Annotated in this window: 22 protein-coding genes and 1 pseudogene; 11 read left to right on the forward strand and 12 right to left on the reverse strand. The window is 48.0% G+C overall.

The genetic code is table 11. From position 1 onward, the window contains the following. Positions 1-92: 92 nt before the first annotated feature. Positions 93-761, reverse strand: coding sequence for a tRNA (5-methylaminomethyl-2-thiouridine)(34)-methyltransferase MnmD (gene mnmD / locus IC230_RS26375; RefSeq protein ID WP_191042061.1), 669 nt, complete (start codon positions 759-761; stop codon positions 93-95). Between the two features lie 104 nt (positions 762-865). Here mnmD and IC230_RS26380 point away from each other — a divergent pair, with 104 nt between their 5' ends. The 3 genes from IC230_RS26380 (at position 866) to IC230_RS26390 (ending at position 5,523) form a co-directional block, all read left to right on the forward strand. Beyond that, positions 866-1,339, forward strand: coding sequence for a DUF4293 domain-containing protein (locus IC230_RS26380; protein ID WP_191042062.1), 474 nt, complete (start codon positions 866-868; stop codon positions 1,337-1,339). Between the two features lie 134 nt (positions 1,340-1,473). Beyond that, entirely contained in the window at positions 1,474-3,969 is a 2,496-nt protein-coding gene (locus IC230_RS26385; protein ID WP_191042063.1) for a zinc-dependent metalloprotease, read from the forward strand. A gap of 114 nt (positions 3,970-4,083) precedes the next feature. Then, on the forward strand, positions 4,084-5,523 hold the full coding sequence (locus tag IC230_RS26390) for a hypothetical protein (protein WP_191042064.1): 1,440 nt from the start codon (positions 4,084-4,086) through the stop codon (positions 5,521-5,523). Between the two features lie 72 nt (positions 5,524-5,595). Here IC230_RS26390 and IC230_RS26395 read toward each other — a convergent pair whose 3' ends face one another. Continuing rightward, positions 5,596-6,042, reverse strand: coding sequence for a DUF2846 domain-containing protein (locus IC230_RS26395; RefSeq protein WP_191042065.1), 447 nt, complete (start codon positions 6,040-6,042; stop codon positions 5,596-5,598). Between the two features lie 139 nt (positions 6,043-6,181). Continuing rightward, positions 6,182-7,123 (reverse strand): malate dehydrogenase, encoded by a 942-nt coding sequence (gene mdh / locus IC230_RS26400; protein ID WP_191042066.1) that lies wholly within the window; start codon positions 7,121-7,123, stop codon positions 6,182-6,184. A 195-nt stretch (positions 7,124-7,318) separates the two neighbouring features. On the opposite strand from mdh, the gene IC230_RS26405 reads away from it, so the two are divergent. The 5 genes from IC230_RS26405 to ruvA all read left to right on the forward strand — a co-directional run bounded on the left by IC230_RS26405 (position 7,319) and on the right by ruvA (position 12,186). Further along, positions 7,319-7,780 carry a YkvA family protein gene (locus IC230_RS26405; RefSeq protein WP_191042141.1) on the forward strand — a complete coding sequence of 154 codons (462 nt, stop codon included), beginning with the start codon at positions 7,319-7,321 and terminating at the stop codon, positions 7,778-7,780. 163 nt (positions 7,781-7,943) lie between these two features. Next, positions 7,944-8,147 carry a Sec-independent protein translocase subunit TatA/TatB gene (locus IC230_RS26410; protein WP_191042067.1) on the forward strand — a complete coding sequence of 68 codons (204 nt, stop codon included), beginning with the start codon at positions 7,944-7,946 and terminating at the stop codon, positions 8,145-8,147. Between the two features lie 143 nt (positions 8,148-8,290). Further along, positions 8,291-9,760, forward strand: coding sequence for an Asp-tRNA(Asn)/Glu-tRNA(Gln) amidotransferase subunit GatA (gene gatA, locus IC230_RS26415; protein WP_191042068.1), 1,470 nt, complete (start codon positions 8,291-8,293; stop codon positions 9,758-9,760). A gap of 94 nt (positions 9,761-9,854) precedes the next feature. Beyond that, positions 9,855-11,465, forward strand: a complete 1,611-nt coding sequence (locus IC230_RS26420) for a lytic transglycosylase domain-containing protein (protein WP_191042069.1) — start codon at positions 9,855-9,857, stop codon at positions 11,463-11,465. 133 nt (positions 11,466-11,598) lie between these two features. Then, entirely contained in the window at positions 11,599-12,186 is a 588-nt protein-coding gene (gene ruvA, locus IC230_RS26425; protein WP_191042070.1) for a Holliday junction branch migration protein RuvA, read from the forward strand. Between the two features lie 280 nt (positions 12,187-12,466). Here the strand turns inward: ruvA and IC230_RS26430 are convergent, their stop codons facing one another. From IC230_RS26430 to IC230_RS26465, 9 genes and pseudogenes are all read right to left on the reverse strand, one after another. Continuing rightward, entirely contained in the window at positions 12,467-13,543 is a 1,077-nt protein-coding gene (locus tag IC230_RS26430; RefSeq protein WP_191042071.1) for a Gfo/Idh/MocA family protein, read from the reverse strand. Between the two features lie 142 nt (positions 13,544-13,685). Then, the gene (locus IC230_RS26435; protein ID WP_191042072.1) at positions 13,686-14,717 is read right to left on the reverse strand and encodes a galactitol-1-phosphate 5-dehydrogenase; all 1,032 of its coding nucleotides are present in this window, start codon (positions 14,715-14,717) and stop codon (positions 13,686-13,688) included. Positions 14,718-14,767: 50 nt separating this feature from the next. Continuing rightward, a complete protein-coding gene (locus tag IC230_RS26440) occupies positions 14,768-16,369 on the reverse strand; it encodes an McrB family protein (RefSeq protein WP_191042073.1) in 1,602 nt (533 codons plus the stop codon). A 119-nt stretch (positions 16,370-16,488) separates the two neighbouring features. Next, positions 16,489-16,656 (reverse strand): annotated as a pseudogene (locus IC230_RS34155) (type II toxin-antitoxin system PemK/MazF family toxin); the annotation flags it as partial. A 146-nt stretch (positions 16,657-16,802) separates the two neighbouring features. Continuing rightward, complete coding sequence (locus IC230_RS26450; protein ID WP_191042074.1) at positions 16,803-17,030, reverse strand: DUF2281 domain-containing protein; 228 nt, start codon at positions 17,028-17,030, stop codon at positions 16,803-16,805. Between the two features lie 36 nt (positions 17,031-17,066). Continuing rightward, the gene (gene thrA, locus IC230_RS26455; protein WP_191042075.1) at positions 17,067-19,538 is read right to left on the reverse strand and encodes a bifunctional aspartate kinase/homoserine dehydrogenase I; all 2,472 of its coding nucleotides are present in this window, start codon (positions 19,536-19,538) and stop codon (positions 17,067-17,069) included. Between the two features lie 262 nt (positions 19,539-19,800). Continuing rightward, the gene (locus IC230_RS34160) at positions 19,801-20,043 is read right to left on the reverse strand and encodes a hypothetical protein (RefSeq protein ID WP_223860859.1); all 243 of its coding nucleotides are present in this window, start codon (positions 20,041-20,043) and stop codon (positions 19,801-19,803) included. A 27-nt stretch (positions 20,044-20,070) separates the two neighbouring features. Further along, positions 20,071-20,292 (reverse strand): hypothetical protein, encoded by a 222-nt coding sequence (locus IC230_RS34165; protein WP_223860860.1) that lies wholly within the window; start codon positions 20,290-20,292, stop codon positions 20,071-20,073. A gap of 298 nt (positions 20,293-20,590) precedes the next feature. Then, positions 20,591-21,877 (reverse strand): MFS transporter, encoded by a 1,287-nt coding sequence (locus IC230_RS26465; RefSeq protein WP_191042076.1) that lies wholly within the window; start codon positions 21,875-21,877, stop codon positions 20,591-20,593. A 673-nt stretch (positions 21,878-22,550) separates the two neighbouring features. On the opposite strand from IC230_RS26465, the gene IC230_RS26470 reads away from it, so the two are divergent. The 3 genes from IC230_RS26470 (at position 22,551) to IC230_RS26480 (ending at position 26,928) form a co-directional block, all read left to right on the forward strand. Beyond that, the gene (locus IC230_RS26470) at positions 22,551-23,924 is read left to right on the forward strand and encodes a neutral/alkaline non-lysosomal ceramidase N-terminal domain-containing protein (RefSeq protein ID WP_191042077.1); all 1,374 of its coding nucleotides are present in this window, start codon (positions 22,551-22,553) and stop codon (positions 23,922-23,924) included. Between the two features lie 46 nt (positions 23,925-23,970). After that, the gene (locus IC230_RS26475; RefSeq protein ID WP_191042078.1) at positions 23,971-26,550 is read left to right on the forward strand and encodes a glycoside hydrolase family 9 protein; all 2,580 of its coding nucleotides are present in this window, start codon (positions 23,971-23,973) and stop codon (positions 26,548-26,550) included. 93 nt (positions 26,551-26,643) lie between these two features. After that, positions 26,644-26,928, forward strand: coding sequence for a hypothetical protein (locus IC230_RS26480; RefSeq protein WP_191042079.1), 285 nt, complete (start codon positions 26,644-26,646; stop codon positions 26,926-26,928). Positions 26,929-26,962 lie beyond the last annotated feature (34 nt).

Raw genomic sequence — 26,962 nt, forward strand, 5'->3', positions numbered from 1 at the left:
GAAGCAGTTACGTTTACTTAATAACGATCGATCAGTAATAAAATTAGCACAACGCGCCTAGAGTAAAGATTAAAATATCGTGCCTTGATAACTCATCTCTTGACTGCCCTTAGTATGTCTCGTTTATGTAGTGGACCGGGGTGTTTTTCGACGGTTAAGCCTGCTGCCCGCATGTTACGTTGCACATAGCTTCTCGAACAATACGTCGTCAGTATGCCGCCGGGCAGTAATAAGTTGGCCAACTGCTCAAATATTTCCGGTTCCCAAAGTTCAGGCTGGGCGGTTGGCGCAAAGGCATCGTAATAAATCAGGTGAAATCGGCTGGACGTTTGCAGATTCTGTAATTGTTCTTCAAGCTTGGTTAATCTGATATACGTCGTTAGATCAACTGGCTCATTCCAGGGAGATTCATGTAAGGATGGCAAATAATTTGTCCCGAACAAGTCATCATAATTCAGCAAGCGGGCTTCATCAGACGGCAACGGATAGGCCTCAATGGCAACGTAATTAATCCTGCGTTTGTGGCGTTCCGCTTCCCGGGCAGTTAGTAACGCGTTTAGCCCCGTACCAAACCCCATTTCAAAAATACACAGCTCCTGATCATCGAACATTTCGAATGCCGCGAACAAGCCTAATTCTATGTATACCCGTTGCGATTCCTGATAAGCTCCGTGAACAGAGTGGTAGGTTTTATCGAGAATCTGGTTGATGGCCGTGTGTGATCCATCAGCTGTTATCATCAGACGAACGTCTGCTTTCATAATCTATCAGTTTTTGGGCTATTTTTGCCACTCAGTTCACTATATGATGACGTACGTACCGACTCAATCATATAAGTGAGAAGTATTCATTATTCATTAAAACAATGATCCAACGAGTTCAAACAATATTTTTGTTTCTTATTACCCTCGCCATGGGGGTTGCCCTGACGACACCGATCTGGGAAAAAGCCGGAGCAAAATCTCCGGAGATGGCCCATCTAACAGCCCTTCAATACAGTCAGCAGGAAGGAATCACTACGTATGCCAATACAGTCTGGTATTTAGCGTTACTCATTGCTTTAGTGGGTTTGGTGGCACTTTATGCGATTTTTCAGTACCGTAACCGATTGACACAAACGGCGTTATGCGCGGTTAATGCGCTGATGTTAACGGCAGTCATGGGTATTACGCTATACCGGACACTGTATGAAGGCAAAAAATACGGTGATCCTGCTGATCAGGGTACCTTTCTAACCGGTTTTTACGCCATTATCGCAGCCTTAGTGTTTAACGCGCTGGCAAACCGGTTTATTCGTCGCGATGAGAAACTAGTCCGAGGTTCCGATCGATTACGATAGATATCTTGGCTTGAATGTATCCGGCAGGTTAGTCAATTGATCGATAAACTTGCCGGATTTTTTATGCCCTTTTGTTAACGTGCGTTTGTAATGGCTTTCCACGTATCTTGAATCTTAATACTACCTCTGCCAACATGAAAAAACAGTTATTTACACTTCTCTACGTCGTATTTGGCACAATTTGCCAACTCAAAGCGCAAACACCGAGCGGACCGGTTTCCACGAGCAGTATTACTACGTTTACGAATGGCATGGAGCGTAATCCAGGCTTCATGACGTATTACTGGGACGCAAAAAAAGGAAAAGTCTGGCTTGAAATCAGTACGTTCGATACCGAGTTTCTGTATTATCCAACCTTAGCGCAGGGTGTTGGCTCCAACGACATTGGGCTGGACCGTGGACGCCTAGGGCAGGAGCATATTGTGAAATTCCAGCGTAGCGGCCCAAAAGTGCTGCTTATTGAACCTAACTATGCTTACCGGGCAATCAGCAACGATCCGCTTGAACGCCGGGCAGTTGAAGAATCGTTTGCCAAATCCGTTCATGCCGGATTCGACGTAGTAGCCGAAGAGAGTGGAAAAGTTCTTGTGGATTTGACGCCGTTTCTCATGCAGGATGCCGTTGGTGCTGTGCAGGCCATCATGCGAACCAAGCAAGGTGCGTTTAAATTCGATCCGACACGTAGTGCCATGTACCTGCCCCATACAAAAGCATTCCCGCAAAATACCGAGTTCGAGACCATCATTACGCTGACAGGTGAGAATCCTGGGGCTTTTCTACGCGAGGTTGTACCTACTCCTACCGCCGTTACGGTCCATCAGCATCATTCCTTCGTGCAGTTGCCGGATAACAATTACAAGCCCCGAGTTTTTGACCCACGTATCGGTTACGGTGGTATTGAGTATTTTGATTACGCTACGCCGGTTAGTCAGCCGATTATGAAACGGTATATTTCCCGCCATCGGCTGGAGAAAAAAGATCCTTCAGCAAAAGTCAGTGAGGCAGTCAAACCAATTATCTACTACGTCGATCCGGGTACGCCAGAACCCATTCGCTCGGCACTGATGGAAGGAACCGCCTGGTGGAATCAGGCCTTCGAAGCGGCTGGCTATAAAAATGCGTTTCAGGTTAAACTGCTCCCCGCAGATGCTGACCCTATGGATGTCCGTTACAACCTGGTTCAGTGGGTACACCGGTCAACGCGGGGCTGGAGTTACGGCGGTAGTATCAGCGATCCACGTACGGGTGAGATCATCAAAGGAAAAGTAACCCTCGGTTCGTTACGTGTCCGGCAGGATTATCTGATTGCTCAGGGTTTGGTAGGTGATTATTCCGGGGCAACCAATCCGTCGTCCGATCCAATGATGCAGATGTCCATCGACCGGCTTCGGCAATTGGCAGCCCATGAAGTCGGGCATACCTTGGGCTTACCACATAACTACATTGCCAGTACTCAGGGTGGTTCACCCTTTGGTCGGGCTTCGGTCATGGATTACCCAACGATGGTGGCTAAAATAAAAGGCGCCACCAGTATCGATCTATCGGATGCGTACGCGAAAGGCATTGGTGAGTACGATAAATGGAGTATTCGCTACGGCTATGAGCAGTTTCCCGGCAACACCAATGAGAAACAGGCGCTTGACAAAATAGTCAACGATATGCACAAAACCGGCTTGACTTTCCTGACGGATCAGGATGCCCGACCCGAAGGCTCGGCTCACCCCGGTACGCATTTGTGGGATAACGGGGCTAATGCCGTCAATGAATTAAAACGCGTATCAGACGTTCGGAAAATTGCGCTGACCAGCTTTACAGACAAAAAAATTCCGAGCGGAACGCCAATGGCCATGCTTGAAGAAGTGCTCGTGCCGATGTATATGTTCCATAGGTATCAGGTGGAAGCCGCTGCGAAAGTTGTGGCTGGGCAAACGTATACGAACGCATTACGGGGTGATGGTCAGCCCGTTGTCTCGACGGTTCCTGTTCAAGAGCAGAAACGTGCGCTGGATGCTCTATTAGCTACCATTGACCCTTCTTTCCTGGCGCTTCCTAAGTCTACAGTCGCCATGATCCCTCCCCGTCCGTTCCGGTACGACCCAAATTTACGCGAGGTTTTCAAACGTCGTACGGGTATTACGTTCGATGCCATGGCAGCGCCCGAAGCGGCAGCGGGCATGACGCTACAAATGCTCTTTAACGGGGAGCGTGTAAGTCGACTGGTGATACAATCAGCCCTCGATCCGGGTCAACTTAGTCTGGAAGACATGCTCGACCAACTGCTGTCCGCTACGTGGTACAAAGCCGATCCCACGGATAGTTATGAAGCCGAAGTAAAACGTCAGACAGACAAGCTATTGCTACAAAAGTTGATCGATCTGGCAAATAATCAGGACGTAACATCACAGGCGCGGGCGATAGCTGGCTTAAAATTGAATCAGTTAAAAGGTAAGCTTAATGCAACCGCTTCTAACTCCAAAGCGGCTGCTCATCAGTTTTTTGCGCTTGAGCAGATTCGTCGGGCGGATGATAATGTCGCCGACGTTCGTCCGACCAGTGCCCAAACGCCACCCGATGGAATGCCAATAGATACCGGTCAGGAATGGCTGGCTCCAGCCTGCGACTGGCGTTAATCTAATTTTGAACTTACGCTACATTCATTCTGATCTTCTTTTAACTCAATTTAAAAACGCGTGGCCTAACTTTGGTCGCGCGTTTTTAGGTAAGAATTATCAGACTGACCTGTTATGAAGAAACTATTTATTTCACTGGCCTGGCTCAGCAGTAGTTTTGCCTTGGCTCAACAACCAGTTAACCCTTCAACACAATCCGATCCGGTCAAATCTTCAACCTTGATAATTAGTGGGACTGTTACAACCTCTCCCAAGCCAGCAGTAGAGAAGAATGAATTAAAATATAACCTCAACGAATCCGGCTCGCACTTTTTCAAAATTACGTTTCTAAATCAAGCCTGGCTCCGATACAATCAAAGCAATCCTGGGACTACGGTCATCAGCGAGCCTAAAGACAATACGTTCGATATTGGTCTACGACGAACCCGGATGCAACTGTTTGGTCAGATTTCTGACCATGTCTATCTCTATTTCCAGTTCGGGATGAACAATTTCAATTACCTGAATGGTGGTTTCAACCCGAATGCTTCTTCCAACCGGAAAATACACGCTTTCTTCCATGACGCCGTGGGTGAATACGTCGTCTGGAAAAACAAAGATTATCTAAAAATCGGAAGCGGTTTGACCATTGCCAATGGCCTATCCCGGTTTAGTCAGCCCAGTGTCAGTTCAATCATGAGTATGGATGTACCTGTGTTCGCGCAGGCAACCGTTGACCAGACGGATCAGTTCTCGCGCAAACTGTCTCTCTATGCGCGGGGCCAAGTTGGTCATCTCGATTACCGCGTAGCCATTAGTGACCCCTTCCCCATCCAAACCAGCGGTTCTGCGCTACCAACGTATGGACCCAACTCCGTTTTTGCGTTGAAAGGTCATCACAAGCAGTTTCAAGGATTATTGCTGTGGCAGTTCTTCGATAAAGAAGCCCACCAGACGCCTGGTTATATGACTGGTACGTATCTCGGAGCCAAAAAAGTCTTTAACCTTGAGGCCGGTTTCATTACGCAGAAAAACGCTATGGTGAGCGTACCAACGGCTGCCGACACAGTTTATCAGAACATGAATTTGTGGTCGGTTGCTTCTTTCCTAGATATGCCAGTCAACAAAGAAAAAGGAACAGCGGTAAATGCTTATCTGGGCTATTTTTATACCGACTATGGCACCAACTACCTGCGCTTCAACGGCATCATGAATCCGGCAAGTGGCGTAGCGTCGGGTTATGTTTCTGGTACGCAGGGGAATGCCTTCCCGATGTTCGGTACGGGCAGTGTTGTATATGGGCAGTTCGGTTACCTGATGAAGCGCGATTTATTCGGCACTAGCAATGGTACGTTAATGTCTTACATACAAGTACAAATTGCTGACTACCAACGCTTATCACAAAAGATGGGCGTTTATAACGTTGGGCTCAACTACTTAATTAAAGGCCATAACGGTAAATTGACGCTCGATTATCAAAACCGCCCTTATTACGAAGCCGTCTCAGGTTCTTCACAGCTTTCATCAGGAGGACGACGTGGCCAATTAACCCTACAATACCAGGTCTTTATTTAAGCTGTACTAATCATCAGCGAAATAAAAACCCCTGACAGATTTATCAGGGATTTTTATTTATACGCCTGGAAGTTAGTTATTGAGGGCTTCCTGACAATTATCAACTGTCATGCCATTCATGTCGCGCTTAGCTGTATTCTCCGTTACCTCTGACATCTCCAGACGAGACCTGGTAATGCTGGTTTTGAGATCACCACGGACGTAGTATTTCTTACCCGCTTCAATCTCTAAGTCAATGCCTGTCTCTTTTTTAAAGACTTCTATCCCGCCGTTCCGAGCTGTCAATGATAACGTGCCGGGCTTGACTTTATATTCGATGTACCGGTTGTTACTAAGCTTGCATATTTTCTCTCCGTTGGCGTAAATGGCGTAGTTCAGGCCCGATCCGAAAAATTGGCCACCCCTGTAAATATAAACCGTAGCAAAATCGGCGGTTGGATTTTCATTAATTGAATCGCTACGGAAAGCCGAACTGATAATTAGTAAACAAAGTGATGTGAATAAAAAAGCGGTTTTCATATAGGACAAAATCAGTGTGGAACCTGGAGCAATAATCGTATTGAACCGGATCAAACCGAACAAAAAACTTATTAACCGTATACGCAAAAGGGTTTCGCGAACGAAACCCTTTTGCGATGGTAAGTATGGTAAGCCGTTCCTAAACGCCGATATTCAGCGTACTTAGCACACCATTCATATTCCGAACGGCATCGGCTGACTTATTAAAAGCTGCCTGCTCTTCGTCGTTTAGCTTATAATCAATGATTTCTTCCCAACCGTTACGTCCCAAAACGACCGGTACGCCCAGGCAAATGTCTGACTGACCATATTCACCTTCCAGCAATACACAGGACGGAATCACACGCTTCTGATCGCGCAGGATGCTCTCAACCATATAGGCACCCGCTGCACCAGGCGCATACCAGGCCGACGTACCAATCAGGCCTGTCAACGTAGCACCACCCACCATCGTGTCGGCAGCAACTTTTTTCAGGGTTTCCGCGTCCAAAAAATTACTCACGGGTACGCCTGCTTTGGTCGCTAAGCGCGTCAGAGGAATCATCGTTGTATCGCCATGACCGCCAATAACCGAAGCCTGTAAATCGTTAGGCGAACAATTCAGCGCCAGCGATAAATAGGTTTTGAAACGAGCCGAATCCAGTGCCCCACCCAGACCAATTACCCGATTTTTAGGCAGTCCAGACGATTTCAACGCCAGATATGTCATCGTATCCATTGGATTGGAAATGATGACAAAAATTGCGTCGGGTGAATGTTTTAGAATATTTTCCGTTACGCCCTTTACAATACCCGCATTGATACCAATAAGATCTTCGCGGGTCATACCAGGCTTACGGGGGATACCCGACGTAATGACAACGACATCCGACCCTGCTGTTTTTTCATAATCATTCGTTGCACCCGTCAGTTTAACGTCGCAGTCGAGTAATGTCGATGCCTGGAGCATATCAAGTGATTTCCCTTCACTTAGACCTTCTTTAATGTCCAGCAGAACGACTTCATGGGCGAGTTCCCGGCGGGCAATGTTGTCGGCGCAGGTAGCTCCAACAGCCCCGGCTCCTACTACAGTAACTTTCATACGGTATTCAGAATTAAAAGGTTAACAAGCGAGCGCAAAAGTAAGGCCCCAGCTCAAGACAAACCAACAGCATTCAGATTAAACTTATGACCCGATTACTAGGTTTATGTATTATTTACTGAAATTTCCTGTTAGACATTAAGTAGTATCTGCTTTGCTAGGTAAGCATTTGGCAGAATGACAGACCACAAATCGATGAAGAACGGTAATCTTGTTGGGCGAATTTTATCCTCTATTTTCTTTAAACGGGCCAACGCTGGTGCTGCTCGTTATGCCCGGGATAAGCGAAGTTTACTAGGCTTGGTTCAGGAAGCGTTACGAAAAAGTGGTGGGCTTTCAGGAGCTAATATTTCCATTTTCCGCGAACAGTTAGGCGTTGTAACGCGCTTGCTGAAAGCCTATACATCAGGTCAGTATCGCGAGTTGCCCTGGAAAACACTGATTCGGGTGATTGCCGTGTTGATTTATTTCGTTTCGCCAATTGATATCCTCCCTGATTTTTTACCTATTGTGGGGCTAACAGACGACATTGCGCTGATGCTCTGGCTGTTCAGCGGTATCAAAGACGACATCGATAAATTCCGCGAGTGGGAACTGGGAACCACTAAATCGGGTGAATCAGCATCCCGCCCGGTGCAAACGATTAAGATTGGATAAATTTTTAAGTTTTAAGTATAACATTAACGATTCTTCAATGATCTTGAAATATTCAATGTTATCTTAAAACTATATCAACCGATGTTACGTAAGTTTTACTACGTTTTAATAGATTGTACGAGAGAGTTTTGTTAATTTTGCATACATTCAAATCCCAGGTATCATGATTTCGGCTAGCATATTGGCATTTATGGGTTTGGGCGGTCAGGAAATGATCTTTATTTTCCTGGCACTGCTCCTGTTGTTCGGCGCAAAGAAGATTCCCGAACTCGCACGGGGACTTGGTAAAGGCATCAAAGAATTTAAAGACGCTACGAAAGACGTTCGCGAGAATATCGAAGAAGGTCTGAAAGAGCACGAGAAATAAGTCTATTCTTTTACAGACAGACAATCAGACGGTTCCTACCTGGAGTCGTCTGATTGTCTGTTTTTATTAGTTTGTGATTCGTATTTATCAGGCACGCTTCAGCGGTTATGATATCCGATTCGTCAAACGATAAACGATTGCCTGTGACTCCCTACCGTAGCTTTTCGGCTGTTCAAGCCGACCTCGAGACCGGCCAAACGACCTGCCGCCAGTTGGTAGAACAATACCTCACTCGCATTGACGGGCACCAACACCTCAATGTATTTACCGAAGTTTACGCTGACGAAGCCCGACAACAGGCAACTGTCGTCGATCAAAAGATAGCCGCTGGAACTGCCGGACGTCTGGCCGGAATGGTCATCGGCATTAAAGACGTATTGAGTTACGCGGGTCATGCCGTTCGGGCAGGCAGCCGAATTCTGGACAATTTCACGGCGCAGTTTACCGCTACGGCTGTACAACGGTTACTGGACGAAGATGTCATTATCATTGGCCGGCAAAACTGCGACGAATTTGCGATGGGTTCTTCGAACGAAAATTCAGCGTTTGGCCCCGTACGTAATGCCGTAGATACAGATCGTGTCCCCGGTGGCTCGAGCGGTGGTTCAGCCGTAGCCGTGCAGGCAGGTCTTTGTCTGGCTTCCATTGGCTCCGACACAGGCGGTTCAGTACGCCAGCCAGCCGCGTTCTGTGGCGTGGTGGGCCTGAAACCAACCTATGGTCGTATTAGTCGCTGGGGCCTAATTGCTTATGCCTCCTCATTTGATTGCATTGGGCCCATCGCAAATACCGCCGAGGACGTAGCGTTACTGCTTGAAATTATGGCTGGTGCCGATGAATTTGACAGCACCGTATCCAGTCAGCCAGTACCTTCATATAGCACCGCTCAACTCCCCGACCGCCCACTACGTATCGCTTACCTTCGCGATGGTGTCGAAAGCGAGGGAGTAGACAAAAGCGTTCGCGAGGCTACACAAACTAGCATCAATATCTTGCAAAAAGCAGGCCATACGGTAGAACCGGTCGATCTGACGCTTTTAAAATACCTGCTTCCAACGTACTATATTTTAACCACCGCCGAAGCCTCATCAAACTTATCCCGATTCGACGGCGTACGGTACGGTTATCGAAGTGTCGCAACAAATACATCAGCTTTGGATCTTTTGTCGTTGTACAAAAAAAGTCGTACGGAAGGCTTTGGTGCAGAAGTTCGCCGGCGGATTTTACTAGGTACGTTTGTACTTAGTGCCAGCTATTACGATGCCTACTATACCAAAGCACAGCAGGTACGTCGGCTGATTCGTCAGGAAACAGAACGTCTGTTTGAGCAATACGATGTTTTACTCTCCCCCACTACGCCGACACCGGCGTTCAAATTGGGCGAGAAAACCGGGCAGGATTCCGGGGCCGATCCATTACAAATGTACCTGGCCGATATTTTTACGGTTCAGGCTAACGTAGTTGGTTATCCAGCGATATCTATACCGAACGGCACTGATGCCTCCCGTGGCGACGGACCGGGTTTACCGATTGGTTTGCAATTTATGGCGCCACCTTTTGCCGAAGAACAATTAGTGGCGTTGGCGAAGAGCCTGGAAATGAATAAGTCTTAATGAGCATTCGGCTTTACATTTACAAAGCTGATGTCTAATTATATAGCTAACCATTATCTATTCAAACAACGTAACGAACCTAATCGCCGATCGCATGAAGTATCTGAACCGAAGCCTTTTACGAACAGGGCTGTTAAGTACAGCGTTGGGTCTGACAATGATGGCTCGCGCCGAACGGATCAACCAGTCAGAATCCCAGCAGATAAACAATTCGACCAGTAAGCAAGACACGCTCGTTGTTGTAAATACGGTTCCAGACAGTTTATTACGTGAGCGTCTGGCCAGGCTTCAGAAAGATATTCCGTTAACGTATCATAAAGCGGTTCAATCCTACATCGATTACTTCACCTTCCGCAAGCCGAGCATCACCAAACTAATGCTCGAACGTCAGCCGCTCTTTTTCCCTCTCTACGAACGCATGCTGGCCGAATACGAACTGCCAGATGAATTAAAATACCTTTCCATTGTTGAGTCGTCGCTAACACCTCGCGCCGTTTCGCATTCCGGAGCGGGCGGTTTATGGCAGATTATGCCCGGTACCGGTCGCGACCTAAAGCTGTATCAGGACGATTACATCGATGAGCGCATGGACCCCGTCAAGGCAACTGAAGCGGCCTGTAAATACCTTCGCGATCTGTATGCGATCTTTGGTGATTGGGAATTGACGTTGGCAGCCTATAACTGCGGGCCAGGCGCTGTCAAGCGTGCTATGCGCCGATCAGGCAAAGGGTCCTATTATACCATTTACGACGTTTTGCCGAAAGAAACCCGCGGATACGTGCCTCAATTTGTGGCCTTTACGTATCTAATGCATCACGCTAACGATCACGGAATTTTCGCTGAGAAATATGAGTATCCAATTCCGATGGACACCGTTCAGATCACGGGGTATTTCAATCTTGAGACGTTTGCGAAACACAGCACTATGGCGCTGACGGATTTGCAAAAAATGAATCCAGCCATCACCACAACAATTCTACCTCCTAGCACCAATCGTTATCCATTACGTGTTCCGCGTCAGCAATACGCTTATTTTGCCAGCCGTCGCCAGACCATTCTGGATTCGGCCAGCAAACTACCAGCTAGCATGGAGCATATTCTGTTAGCTCACGCTGAAGATGTTCAATATGGTGCAGAGTCAGAGAAAGACTGGTCGGCTTTGAGTCGTAATCCTCTGGCTAATGTTCGTACAGAGGAAACTCCTACTGAAGAGATGATTGCTTCAGCGGCTAAATCGTCAAAGTCAACTGTTCTGTCAACCGAGGGTGAAGATGCCGATAATCCGGAGGAAGATCTGGAAGCCGTTGTCAAGCGTAAACCCAGGAAACAGCTGTATGTAGTCAAAAAGAAAGATAACCTGGCAGATATTGCCGAGCGGCATGGCGTTGAGTTGTATGATCTGAAACGCTGGAACCATCTTCGGTCAACAACACTTCACCAGGGACAGCAACTGGTTCTTTTGAAAGAAGTTGCCGAAACGCATAACGAGCGTCTGGCTGATCAGGGCACAACAAAAGCCCGCAAAAAAGCAGAAGTCGTTGCTAAAACGAAACGATACAAACCTCGTTACCACCGCGTACAAGATGGCGATACACTCTGGAATATTGCCCAGCGCTACGGTGGCCTGACCATTGATCAGCTCAAGAGAATGAACCACATCCGTACCAATGCTCTCCGGCCGGGACAAAAGCTAATTGTGGGCTGACCTATATTACATTCAGGTTCTGGACCTTAGACGTTACGTATCTAACCCACGATTTTCACTAGTAAAAGTCGTGGGTTTTTTGTATCTTTAACTTTACACAATTGCCTCAAAAACAGGCATTTTTGACGAACAAATGATTGCTTATCTAGACGGAATCTTATCCTATAAAGAACCTACTCATGCCATAATTGACGTACATGGCGTCGGCTATATGGTTCATATTTCTCTGAACACATATTCGGTTTTACCAGGGGGAGGTGAGCGAATAAAGTTGTTTATTCATCACTTGTTTCGTGAAGATTCTCAATCGCTATATGGCTTCGTGAACGCTGATGAAAAATCTATTTTTCTGGACTTGATCGCCGTTTCAGGCGTAGGCCCAAACACGGCTCTCGGCATGCTCTCGGCCATGCAGCCGGGTGATTTACGATTAGCTATTCTGGGCGAGAATGTGCGAGCCGTACAGGCGATTAAAGGTATTGGCGCTAAAACGGCTCAACGTATCATTCTCGAATTGCGCGACAAAATGAAACGGTCAGGCGTTGTATCCAATGGTCCTACGTATCGCCAGTCGGCGATTGATCCTATTCGCGAAGAGTCACTAGCGGCCTTGGTCGCCCTAGGCTTCCCAAAACCAACGGCAGAAAAAAGTGTAGACGATGCCCTAAAAGCGGAACCGAACTTGACCGTTGAAGAAGTTATTCGCCGGGCATTACGTTAAGCAGCTCCCTGGTAAAAACAATGTGGGACGACTACGATCAGTCGTCCCACATTGTTTCTAATTCGTTACTAGTAGCCCTTTCAAATTGGTTTCCAGATACGTAGTGTATTGCTCAGTTGTGTAGCAGCGCTATAAACTTCAGGGCTTTATCAGCTACTGAATAAACGTAGTAATCCAGTTAATGCTACGTGGCCCTGTCGAACCATTAAGTTGCGCACCAGAAAAAATGGCCTGTTAAAACGTAGTGTATCGTTGTTTGGATTGGGCTTTCGCCACGTTTTTAAAATTTTACGGGTAAACCTGTCTTGGTCGATTCATAAATTGCCTGGAATAAAGCGACAACTTTACGTCCATCCTCACCCGTGACCAGCGGTGGTCGCTTATCGCGAATGGCATCCCGAAAATCGGCGATCTGTATACCGAAGTAGTAGACCGTAGCGTCGATTGTGTTGAAGAAGGCGGTGTCTTCGGTCACGAACTGAGCCAGTAAACTTTCTTCGCCCGGCACCGTCCAGAGATCGTTAACGGGTGGGGCCGTAATACTCGACATTCCGGCAATAAATAAAGCCCCCCCATCCGTCTGAACGCCTACTGACGCACCATTCTGTCCATGTACGTGAACTTTACCAAAAATGCCCGGCTTTTGTGAATTACTCACGATGATGTTACCAAGCCCACCGTTCTTAAATTTGACAATGGCCAAAGCAGTATCGTCAACTTCGATATACGGGTGGTTCAAATTCCGCCAGACACCATATACCTCGTCGATCTCGCCCATATACCAAAGTAACAAATCCAACTGATGGGGCGACTGATTCACTAAAACACCCCCACCTTCGTCGGCCCACGTACCACGCCAGGCATCGCTTTTGTAATAAGCTTCGTCGCGCCAGCCGAGCATCTGAATCGTGCCCAGTATAGGTTTCCCAATTTTGCCCGAATCAATAGCGTCCCGAATACGCATGGACGGCGCGTAGAATCGGCGCTGGCTGATAGTTCCCAGATACCGGTCGTTACGTTTGGCAGCGTCAATCATGGCGTCGCAGTCTTCGAGCGAGGAGGCCAGTGGTTTCTCAACCAGTACGTGCGAACCTGCATCGAGAGCGGCTACTGTTGTTTCACGGTGGGATGGATGCGTCGTACAAACCAGACACAGGTCTACGTTCTCACGGTCGACCATGTCATAAATATCGCTATACGCTCGAATACCATATTGGTTCGCAAAATCTTCAGCTTTCTGATACGTACGTCCATAAACAGCGACTAATTCTGTATCAGGAGTTTGTAAAACAGCTTTGGCATGCAGATGAGCCACTTTACCGGGGCCAATAACGGCAACACGAAGAGGGATAGGCATAATTAGTTTTCAATGTATTCCAACGAAATACGTTGATACGGACGCATCTACTCAATGATCAGCAAAAGTTATACAACGTTTCCTGTTCTGGGGAACTGGTTATCAGCGTATCGGATTGATTTCCGCAGTAAACCTTATTCGTTTACGGCTTCAGGACCACTTTAATCAGGCCTTTTTCTTTAGCATACAGTCGTTTAAACCAATCAGCGCCTTCTTCCAGCGGCACTTCGGCGCTCAAAATGGCTTCGACATTGATTCGTCCCGACGAGATTAGGGCCAAAGCGGCTTCGTATTCACCGTTGATGGCGCAGGAACCTTGTAAGCGCAATTGCCGCGTCACAACAGCCTGTAATGGAATGTCAACGGTTGGTGCCAGATTGCCCACCAACGTAACGGTCGCTCCTTTCCGAACACAATCGATAGCGGTTTTGACAGTCGGTCCTGCGCCAACAACTTCGAACGATACGTCGGCTCCGCGTCCGTGGGTAAGTGCCTGGACCTGCTTTGCTACGTCGCCACTTCTGGCATTAAGCGTATGGGTGGCACCAAGGGATTTCGCCAGCGCGAGTCGGTCATCATCGAGATCAATGGCGATGATGGTACCGCAGCCCGCTAATTTCAGCGCCTGAATCACAAACAAACCAATCATACCTGCACCGACAACCACGGCCGAATCATTGACCTGAATCGGCGTCAGACTCAAGGCATGGAGCGCTACAGCCACTGGCTCAACCAAAGCGGCCTGCGTGAACGTAACGTTATCCGGAACAGCATACAGAATGTGCTGGGGCACGACTACGTATTCAGCAAACGCACCCTGCCGTTTAAAATCCGGCGTCGAAACACCAACGACTTCGCGTCCGTCGCTCAGGTTGTATTGTCCCCGGCGGCTGTACCAGTCGTCAAGTACATATACTGTCGAGTCGAACGTAACGCGGTCTCCAGTAGCCCAGCCACGTACTTCATCGCCCACTTCAGCAATAATACCACTGGCTTCGTGGCCCATCACGATTGGAGGAATACGTCGGCCACTGCTGCCGTCCATGCCATGAACATCAGAGCCGCAGATCCCCACAGCCTGCACCCGTACCAGCACCTCATTAGGGCGAATAGTGGGTTTGGGCAGATCCTGTAAGTCGAAATGGTTGTATTCGGTTAGAACGAGCGCCTTCATGGGTATCAATGGGATTTAGGTTTTGCTAACGGGCTAAACCCGTTAATGCATTATTTTTGATAAATCTTGATAAACGCTTCAGCAGGAATCTGTTCGTAATCGCCCTGTTGAAGATGTGGGTTGATTTCATACGTAACAACCTCATCCATTGCATCGGGTAGTTCGCCGAACAACTTACTGGCGGCATTAGCCGTATATTTCTTTTTGATCCAGATCAGCCGTTGCTCTGGCTCTTTTCCCCAGATGGGATTATCGCCCAACACCAACTGAATTTTTGACCAGTCGTTGAAAAAATATTCCTGCAACAGCGGAATAATTCGATCGCGGAATGCAGTGCATAGATCTGAAAGGGTTTCGACACACGTTAAGTACGCATGGCCAATTTGATGATCGCGGTCAAGCAGATATTCGATACGTTCATTCATCATCCGTAAGAGCTGTGCCAGATCGATACCCTCGACAGTGCCTAAGATAGACGGATCGGGCAACATTTCACGAAAGGCAAACCGACGACGTAACGCAATATCCAAGAGCGCAATGGAGCGGTCGGTCGTGTTCATCGTGGCAACCACAAACAGGTTGATGGGTACGCCAAACCGCTCTCGCGAATAGGGCAGGGTTACCCAGAGTTCATGGTCGGCGCCAAGTCGTTTGTCTGCTTCGAGCAACGTAATCAAATCCCCAAATACACTCGCTACGTTGGCCCGATTCACTTCGTCAATGAGCAGATAATGCGCCGGGGCTTTCCGCAATTTATGACTCCGGTTCTCCGGCGTATCGTTCAGGCAATCAGCCAGCGTACTATACCCCGCCTGGTTAATTGCGGATAAACACGCTTTGTGAAAAATTCCCTTTTGAACCCGGTAGCTAATCTGCCCGTTGTTAGCTTCCGGCCGAATACCTTCGACAAATTCTTCATAGCTATACGATGGGTGAAACGTGATCAAACTGGAGTTTTCGTTTCGCAGATAGGGCTGTAGAGCAAAGGTTTTGCCCGTACCTGGTGGTCCGAACAGGATTAGATTATGCGGTTGATCAGGAAGTATAGATTCAGTTTCGTAATCAGCCTCGGATTCTTCAACGCTATGTCCATTCAAGATTCGATCCGGTCCGGCGTACCGGCCCAGGGTAGGATCATCAGCCAATCGGATTATTTCACTCAGAAACGCTTCATCTTCAGCAGCCTGATAGACGTCGGCATTATGCCGGGCGGAATGCGGACCACGTTTGTTACTCTCAACAAGTTCAAGCAGACAGTCCTCCCAACAGGTTCGCAGTGTTGGGTTATACAGCAGGTGGACGTTGGATTGACCGATAACGATCGTCAGATAGTCCGACTTCTCGGTCAGTGGCTCAAACACCAGTTCCTCAATGCTTTTCAGCCGATCGTAGCACGATTTTTTGACCGTTAGATGGTATTCAACCTCACCCCGACGGGGCTTCTGAATACGTAGCGCCTGAAAGAAATTAATATTCGCCGTAATGGACGATTTGTCCTGCCGCACGACAAATGCCAGTCGAGCATCGCCATTGGGCAGGTTGACCATATCGATCAGCTCTTTCAGCAATCCGAAGAAACGTCGGACCGATTCGGGATGTCCGATGTCTCGAATGCGGTCAGTAAGGGCCTGCTGATGGGGATCGGCGATCACGGAGGAAGAATAACTTGTCGTTTACGAAGTTACGATTTTTTCTGGTTTTTGTGCTATATCTACCTTCTCATGGGCTTGCTAAGCCAAGTAGCTCCCGATGATTACGACAGCCTCGGCCGTCATAGTTGTAATAATAATCTCAGATTATGATGAACCGACTGCAATTGATTATGGTCTACTACCCCTAAGCGGCCTTGAACCAGTGACGCATCGATAGTCGCCAATTTACTGAGCCGAACTAGTGAAGGTTTTTTCAAACCATTGACACTACTTGGCGTAAGCAATACGTCTGTCGGTTCATGCCATTAAAGTTGTGTTGTGATGAAGCCCAGCGTAACATCGAGTGATGTTGCGATCAAGACTAATGCAGGTCTGATTTTACTGCCTGACAAATCAGTAAACGGAAACGGAATCAATACTAAATCACCCTGTTTCATTTATACCGCTCTTTCAAATCATCCAGCATATACAAATCCTCTTCGTCATGCAAAAAGCCAAAGGCATCTGAGGTTTCAACCAATCGTTCTATTCCTTTTTGCAGAACTGCTTCTTCATGCTTTTTTAGGATGTATGATGCGAAATCAACTACTTCACTGATCTTATCTTCAGGCAGTTGATTAATGGCTTGCATAGCCTGTTCTACTAATTGTCGACGGCTCATAGCTAGTTTGTTCGTTTTCAACGAAGTTAACAATTCCTACGCCAAATAACTCCCGATGCTCACCACGTCAGCGAAGACGCCCGATGCCGTTACCTCTGCCCCCGCGCCGGGTCCCTTTATCACAAGTGGTCGATCTTTATACCGTTCGGTTGTGAACGAAACAATGTTATCGGCGCCCGTTAGCTGATAGAAGGGGTGATCTAAGCCCACAGGTCGTAAGCCAATGGTCGCTTTGTTGTTCTCGAAACTGGCCACAAACCGTAGTTTCTCCCCTCTGATTTCGGCGTCACGAAGCAGGTTTTCGAAGTATTCGTTGTTCCGTTCCAGTTCCTCAAAAAAGGCCGGAATGGTGGGTGCGTCCAGGCAGGATTGTGGCAACAGGTTTGTAATTGTTACGTCTTCCGGTTCGAGTGGAAAACCGGCTTCACGCGCCAGAATCAGAATTTTTCGCGCTACGTCCTGACCGCTCAGATCATCGCGTGGATCGGGTTCAGTATACCCTTTCTCTTTGGCTTCACGCACGACATCGGCGAAGGACGTACCGGGCCGGAACGTATTGAAAATGAACGACAACGTACCGGATAAAATCGCTTCGATTTTCAGAAAACGATCACCAGATGTCATTAGGCCCTGCACGGTGTTGATGATCGGCAAACCCGCGCCTACGTTCGTTTCGTAGAGAAATTTGACGCCCCGGTTCAGCGCAGTACGTTGCAACCGTCGGTATTCGCTATATGGACCGGAGTTGGCTACTTTGTTAGGCGTAACGACTGAGATATTGGCATCCAGCAATGAATCGTAAAACTGGACGATGTCTTTGTCGGATGTACAGTCGATAAAGACGGAGTTGGGTAGGTTGTAATCTTTAATCCGTTCAACAAAAGCCGGCAGTGACGTCGTTACACCCTCGGTTAGTAGCCGTTCGCGCCAGTCGTCCAGCGAAACGCCCTGGGGGTCGAGCAGCATCTTTTTGGTATTGGTCATGCCTACTACGCAGACCTTTAGTAACTTCTCTGAACGCAGAAATTCTGACTGATCGAAAATCTGCTTCAGCAACGTTCGCCCTATCAGACCCGTACCGACTAAGTACAGATTCAATACCCGCGCTTCGGACTGAAAGAAGATGTTATGCAGCGAGTTAAGGGCTTTCGATAGGTTATTTTTGTTGATAACTACCGAGATGTTTATTTCCGACGATCCCTGCGCAACGGCGACGACATTAACCCCATTCTTGCCCAGAACCGAGAACAGTTTCCCGGCAATGCCCGAGCTTTTTTTCATACCCTCCCCTACCGTTGCAATGACTGACAAGTCGCGCTCAATGGTGATGTTATCGATATGCCCGTGTTCAATTTCGACGGCAAATTCAGCATCCAGCACCGCCTTTACATTCTCGGCTCCGCGCGGGTCGATGGCGAAACAGATAGAGTGTTCCGACGATGCCTGTGAGATCAGAATAACGCTGATTTTATGAGCAGCCAGTATACCAAACAGTTTGGCCGAAACGCCTGCGACACCGATCATCCCCGACCCTTGAACGTTTACGAGTGCAATGTCATCGATGCTCGAAATCCCCGTAATGGTATATTGCCGACGGTCGGCGGTGCGACTAACGACGGTGCCTTTGTGTTCTGTGTTAAACGTATTTAAGACGCGAATCGGAATATTGCGGGCGAAGGCGGGCTGCAAACTCGGTGGATAGATCACTTTGGCGCCAAAGTGACTGAGTTCCATGGCCTCAGCATACGTAATGGTCGGGATGTTAAATGCGTTGGGAACCTTACGCGGGTCAGCCGTCATCATGCCGTTTACGTCGGTCCAGATGTCGATAACTTCGGCATTGAGAGCCGCGCCGATAATCGACGCCGTATAATCCGAACCGCCCCGACCGAGGGTTGTCGTTTCATTTTTCTCCGTCGAGCCAATGAAACCGGTGATCATCTGTACCGGAGCGCCGGACCGATCAGACGATTTAGCGAAATGGTCCTGAATCAGCTGATTCGTTAGCGTATAATTCACTTCGGCATGACCAAACTGCGCATCGGTTTTGATCAGTTGACGCGCATCGCAGTACTGCGCTGGAATGCCCCGGCTTTTTACACATTCGGTAATGACCGTTGTGGATAAGCGCTCGCCAAAGCTGGTAATGAGGTCATGCGTACGTAACGTAAGTTCGCGGATCAGTGAAACGCCCCGCAACAGATCTTCCAATTCGTTGATAATTCCCCGAACGTTGGCAAATATCTTACTCTGCTCTTTTACCGGAATCAGCGCTTTTACTACGTTAAAATGCCGATCTTCAATCCGCCGGACCAGTTCCATATAGTCCGTTTCGCCCGATGTAGCCATCCGGCCAATCTCGATTAGCTGATTGGTTACGCCCCCCATTGCGGAGAACACAACGGCTATGTGATCACCGTTTTGCCGGTGACTATCAATAATCTGAATAACTTGTTTGATGCTCTCAACTGAGCCGACCGACGTACCGCCGAATTTAAGAACCTGCATTAATACTGAGCGAAAGAATGAATTGGTGCCGCAATGGATATTGAATGAATAACGATGCGTTATTGACCCATACAGAAATCTATTAAGATTGACGAAGTGTTGAGAACCGCAAAGATAAGCGAAAGCAATGACCTGTTACGTAACTCCTTGATTCTGGTGAAAGGCGGGTAACTAATCATTTTATGCGGTGAGCCTGGTCAACGATAAAGCCCTGCCACAGTTCAGAACTGTAGCAGGGCTTTGTCTTATCGTCTATAGATACTTAATTTTCCTGAGGAATTGCGGATTCGTTTATCAGTTGCCAACCTGTCCCGATAGCCAATACATCTTCGGCCAGAGCAACCAACGGATCGGCGAAACCTTTCTGGTGTGTAAACCAATGACGCAGATGAAAAAACGCAAACGTACCGGTAGCAGCTCCCAGCGCACCGAAAACAGCACCAAACGTAGCCGACTTACCATCTGATTCAGTCAAGGCGGCTCCCGACATAGCGCCCGACGCCATCCGACCAAATACGGAAATTGGTATCGTTCAGTCGGAAGCGTTGGGCAGTTTATCCCCAATCAATTCACCACCGGCCATCACTCCTAAAACCGTTGTAGCCGTGGGCGATGCCAGAAAATGAAGCTTCGAGTCAGCAGGCAGTTTGCCGTTTAGATGCGACAGTTTATAACTGACAAGAGCTGGAGCCGTCATACTACGCATGCCAGCCACTAAACCAATCTGAAACGCTTTGAGAGCAGCTTGAATCATGGGTATAGTCCGTTGAATTATTGAGTAACCGCCCAGTAAAGTGCTTTGTTCGGCTAATTGCCTACTGCCCAGGGCTGTTAAATACTAATCCCATAGGGATGCAATCTTTGTAGAAAATAATTGAATAGGCCCTCCAGAACTCCGTAGGAGTGACATTTTACACCAAAGATGTCACTCCTACGGAGTTCTGATAATACGATCTGGTCTTCTCTGCTACTAAGATTGCATCCCTATAGGATAAAAAAATAGAACTTAACAGCCTTGGGATACTGCCTACTTTGAAAAATATTCGTCACTATTATGCGCTGGCAGGTTTGGCTTCCGCGGCTTCATCCTGTTTGCGTTCAGCCGCCGTTCTGTCGGTATATTTTCGGGCTTCTTCAGGCAAGCGCAGGGTCCACCAGACAACGACGACCGACGATAAGGCACAAAAAATAAACGGTGCTTTCATACTCACTCCCGATAACAACGTATTCACTAGAGCCGTCACGAAACTGGCTAAGCCGCCCAACCCCTGAATAGTACCGAATTGCTCGCCTTGGCCCCCGCCTGCCTGAGTCACGTTCGTCAACATACCGCCGATCAATCCACCAATGATTGAGACGGTAAGTGCATCAACACCAGCCACTACGTACAGCAACGTAACGGACGACTCGGAGAAACAATAACCGATCTGTACCAGAATACTGAGCAGCACGATAGCGATAACCGTTTTTCGTTTATTGACATGACTGACGATGTACCGAAAAAATACGATGTTGGCTAGACAGGCTAGTCCACCAAAATAGAGGAAGAAGTAAGCCGTATCCAATGGCTCCATGGCCAGGTCACTCTGCGTCAGAAAAGCCACAAAAAAGGCGTAATAACCAAAGCCCAGGGTCGCCAGCATATTCAGAATAAAGATTGATTTACTCCCCGGCACCTTTTCATCGGCTTTGCTTAACTGGCTCCATGCTGCTCTTATTTTGAACGCACTAATGGCCTTATCTTTTAACTCACTAAACGTTACTTTCTCCTTAGGCTTATCGTTAGTTTCCTTATAGAAAAGAGCTAGTACGATGTTTAGTCCGCACAAAGCAAGCATCAGAATAACCAGTGGCAACGCATCATGACGTGCTTCGTGCAAGGGTATCAACAATAAAGCGCCGACCATTGGACCAAGGAACGCTCCGCCACCAACGATAAAGCTCAGCAGACCCGAATATTTGACAAGCTCCTCACCCTTCGTCAGATCAGCAACAGACGAACGTAGCACCGCATATAGCCCATTCGTTGCGCCTTTGGACACTCGGTTTGCTACGTATCCCCAGGCCTGAACAGGCAACAGAAATAATGACGACAATAACGAGAAAATGGTTGTCGCTATGACAGCTGGTCTGCGACCAATTTTGTCGGACCAATGACCAATGGCAGGCGAGAACCCTAGTTGAATCGCCAGCATCAGCGCAGTTCCACCGGTAAGCAGTACGGGTTTAGCGGGCAGGTCTATTACGAATTTATTCAACAGAGCACCCAAAGCACCAGCCGCAACCACGTCGACCAGGGCCATAACAAAGATCAGCAGTAACCGACGGTCGTTAAACATAAGATGAGTCAGCCAACGACGAATTCCGAATCTTATTCACGAAAGTCGTATAGCGATAACTCTTAAGTCTTAGATGAACCAGGTTGTTAGTAGATAAGAGGAATCTATTTAAATAATCCTATGCCATTCACTGTGGATTATATAGCCACGTAGCGATTCGTAGGAGCCCAGGCTTTTGCCTTTCCTAATAGAATCAATAAATCACGCGATTGAGAAAATTTTCATGTAATCAACCAATACTTTTTCGCAAAAGACAATTTATTGATTTTTAGATCAATAGCTCAAAATAAAGCTAACATATGCAGCGATCATTTCACTGATCTGAAACTTTTTTGTAATTATTTTCAAACTAATGAAATCCGAAAATCGCTGCTTCTCGTAGGTATCTACGAGAAGCGTTCTTAGGATAAGCTTTTAGCGAAGCAATTACATTTCCGTTGAGGGATGCAATGATATAAGCAACCAGAATTAGTTAAGCAAAACGCATATTATCCAACTATTGACATTGTGAAGCCAGAAATGGCTTGAGCATTAAAAGCTCTAATAGGGAGGCCGGGAAACCGGCAGGGTGATGTGAAAGGCATCGGGGATTTTCCCGGTGCCTTTTTTTTGACTTTTCCGTACGGCTTTTTTTTGTTGCTTGCGTCCGAATCCGCTCACGTTAGCAAGTCATATGAAATTCGTTCGCATTTTCCTGAAAATTCTGCTGGGTCTGGTTGCGTTTATTCTTCTGGTTCTGGCTGTCAGTTTAGCTCCCGTTGATGATACACCTTATCAGCAGATGCCCTATTACCAGCAAACAAAACAACGTCTGGCGAAACTTCCAGCTTCTCCAGCGCCAAAAGCGGCTATCCGGGCGGGTTGGGCAAAAGCGAACATTACCCCCCCCTACTCCACACCGACCGGCGGTTATGGTGCCCGACAAGGTAAACATTGGCATGTTGTCAGTGACTCGATTTATGCTCGCGCCATCGTCCTCAATAATGGCAGTACCAACGTAGCGGTTGTTGGTTTAGACCTGCTTATTACGCCCCCAACCGTAGTGGAAGTCCTGAAGAAACGCCTGCCTGAAGTTGGGTTGCGCTGGGAGAATGTGTATATGGGCGCGATCCATTCGCATAACAGCATGGGCGGCTGGGCACCAGGATTGGTCGGTCAACTAATTGCCGGTGGTTATGATGAGACGATCGTGACGCGCATTACGGATGGGGTGTTGCAGGCGATACGTAGTGCCCAGTCGAATATGGCCCCTGTACAGATTGGTTACGGCCAGGTTGATGCTACCGATCATATCTACAATCGAATTGGCGACTCAGGACCAACTGGTCCACTCGACGGAAAGATTCGTCTCCTGAAGCTTCAAAAGATTGCCAATCCAGATCGGACTCAGGGCGAATCAGCACTGCTCTGTTCATTCGCAGGCCACGCTACGTTATTTGATGATGACAAATGGAATTACCTCAGCCGCGATTATCCGGGATCATTGGTTGATCGGCTGGAAAAGAAATCGGCGGATTTTGCCGTATTTATGGCTGGAGCCGTTGGTAGTACAGGACCGGAGGCAAGAGGCAAGACCGACTTTCAGGAGGTTCGAAATTACGCGGGCGATCTGGCACTACGTATCGAACGTACTATTCCTGAAATTCAACTAAAGTCCGACAGTACGCTGAAAATACTAAGCTTACCGCTCGGTCTTCGCGAACCACACCCACGCGTAATTGGCAACTGGCGCATTCGCCCCTGGTTGTTCTACGCGATCTATGGCGACTATCCCTCTGATTTGAAAGCGCTACGTATCGGCAAAACTGTACTGCTCGGCACCCCCTGCGATTTTTCGGGCGAACTATCAGCCCAATTACAGCCAGTAGCGGCAAAAAAAGGGTTTAATTTACTGATTACCAGCTTTGACGGTGGCTACATCGGTTACGTAACGCCGGATAGTTACTACAATCGACCAACCTACGAAACGCGGGACATGAACTGGTTTGGCCCCTACAACGGCGATTATTTCAAGGAAATGATGATGGGACTGCTGAATAAGCTATAGAACTTGTTTAATTTTCTAGCACCCATTTGACAATTAGCCGAGAATCATGTTCGCTCGTTTAATTCTTTTTATTGCTCTCCTTGTCAGCTCACTGGCTCTTACTCTTCCTGATGAGCCGTCTGCTGTTATCCGGGTCAACTTGCTTGGGTATCGTCCTGGCAGCCCCAAGGTTGCTGTTTGGGGAAGTTTAGCGGAACAGACAATCGCTCAGTTTCAACTCGTTGATGAACCAACTAATCAGGCCGTTCAACAGCTGTCAGCCGGTAAAGAATTTGGGAGTTATGGACCGTTTCAACAAACATATCGACTCGATTTCTCGACTTTCCAGAAACCCGGCCGGTATTATTTACGCACGGCAGATGGCGTTCGTTCACCTACGTTTTGGATTGGCGAGAATGTGTACAATGGTGCGGCTGACTTCTGCTTGCGATACATGCGCCAGCAACGTAGCGGCTACAACCCATTTCTAAAAGATTCCTGCCATACGCATGATGGCTACACGATGTATGGCCCCATGCCCGACAGTACGCACATCGACGTATCGGGTGGCTGGCACGACGCAACGGATTACCTGCAATACGTAACGACCTCGGCCAACGCGGCTTATCATCTATTGGCTGCTTTTCGAGATTTCCCTCAGGTATTTACTGATGGTCATCAGGCGAACGGTCTGGAAGGAGCGAACGGTCAGCCAGACGTACTGGACGAAGCGAAATGGGGACTCGACTGGCTTCTGAAAATGCACCCGACCGACGATTGGCTGTTCAACCAACTCGCCGACGACCGCGATCATGTTGGCTTTCGACTACCCAAAGAAGATCCGTTTTATGGCAAAGGATTCGAGCGTCCGGTTTACTTTGCTACGGGTCAGCCACAGGGCTTATTTAAGTATAAAAATCGGGCAACGGGCGTGGCCTCTACAGCGGGTAAAGTGAGTAGTGCACTAGCACTCGGTCATCAACTGATACGCCGTCGCCCGACTGATGAGACTAGCCAGCGTTACGTTGATCTACTCCGAAAACGGTCCCAGACGGCGTATCAACTCGGTTTGCAAAAGCCAGGTAACTGTCAGACGGCTCCCGGCCGAGCACCTTATTTCTACGAAGAGGACAATTACACCGATGATATGGAATTAGCTACAGTTGAACAACTAAACGTAACAAAATCGGCTGATAAACAATCCACTACGTTGTTGAATACCGCGCTGGATTTCGCCCACCGGGAACCCGTTACGCCCTGGATTCTAAACGATACAGCCCGGCATTATCAGTGGTATCCGTTTGTGAATGTCGGCCATGCGGAACTGGCAAAAAAGCTGACGGGTAATCGCCGAAAAACAGTTACTGACTTTTACAAAGCCGGTATCGAGACGATCTGGAAGCGTGCTCAGCAAAACGCGTTCTATCGGGGCGTGCCGTTTATCTGGTGCAGCAATAACCTCACGACCTCGTTCACTACGCAATGTTTCTGGTATCGTCAACTCACCGGCGACCGTCACTATCTGGCTTTTGAACAGGCTAACTTCGACTGGCTTTTTGGCTGTAATCCGTGGGGAACCAGTTTCGTGTACGGCCTTCCTACCAATGGCGATACGCCTGTTGATCCGCACTCGTCGTTTACGCATCTGAACAATTATCCGCTCGACGGTGGGCTGGTCGACGGGCCAATACGGGGAAGTATTTATGGAAAGCTGCTCGGTATCGAGCTACACAAACCCGATGCCTATGCCGCTTTTCAAAGCAACGTAGCAGTGTATCACGATGATTACGGCGATTACAGCACCAACGAACCAACAATGGACGGCACGGCTACGCTCATTTATCTGCTGGCCGCTAAACAGGCCGAACGTATCACGCCCACCCGTAACGCTACGTCACCAAGAAAGACAAGTCAACCTGTCATAAAACAGAGACAGCCAACAGCTATCGATCCGAAATCGACGTATTTTAAAGGGGCTAAAATTCGGGGTGATACGACGCGTAAACGGCTGGCGCTGGTTTTTACTGGCGACGAGTTTGCCGACGGTGGCTCAACCATTGCCCGGACATTGCGAAAGCATAACGTCCGGGCTTCATTTTTTCTGACAGGCCGTTTTTTACGTAATCCGGCGTTTACCGATCTGATTCAGCAACTGGTTCGGGACGGGCATTACGTTGGTCCACACTCCGATCAGCATCTGTTGTATTGTGACTGGACAAAGCGCGATAGTCTGTTGGTTAGCCATGAACAGTTTTTAACCGATTTGCGGGCCAATTACGTAGCGCTGAATCATTTCGGACAGCGTTACAAAACCCGTCTGTTTCTGCCACCTTATGAATGGTATAACGATAGAATTGCTACTTGGACGAAAGCTGAGGGCATCCAGCTCATTAACTACACGCCCGGTACGTTAAGCCACGCTGACTATACTACGCCGACGGATCGTAATTATCGAAGTAGTGAGACCATTCTCCAATCCATTCAGCAGTATGAGCAAAAACATCCTGCCGGTTTGAACGGATTTATGCTATTGATGCACCTTGGCACGGCTCCTGCTCGTACGGACAAGCTCTATACGCATCTGGATGATTTCCTGACTGATCTCCAGCAGAAATTGTATCGGTTTGTGCGGGTTGATGAGTTGTGAATTTATCCTAAACCTTACGCGTGAAAGTTGGTTGATGTAGTTGTAGCGTTTCCGATTCTCAGATAAACTCTACTTACTCAACGAACTCAATTTATGCGTCCAGTTATTCTTTGCTTCGCTTTGAGTCTATATGGCTCTGTTTGTTTCGGCCAAGCCGATTCGTCAAAGACGCTCCAGCAGCCCGTTCAAAAACAAGTTGCTGTTCCGGGCGTCGATACACCCGTTTCCGGCGGGGGGCTAACGGCACAAACCCCGACTAATCCCGTACCCCTTACTCAGGATGGAGATAAGAAAGGAAAGACGCAGCCACCGAGTGATCCCCGTTCGTTTGGCGTATCAGTGCCGATCAAGGGAAAAGCTAAAAAAGATAGTCTGTAAGGTATATCCGCGAGCTTCAGTCCGTGATGTGTAG

The organism is Spirosoma validum, assembly GCF_014699035.1.
Lineage (GTDB): Bacteria > Bacteroidota > Bacteroidia > Cytophagales > Spirosomataceae > Spirosoma > Spirosoma validum.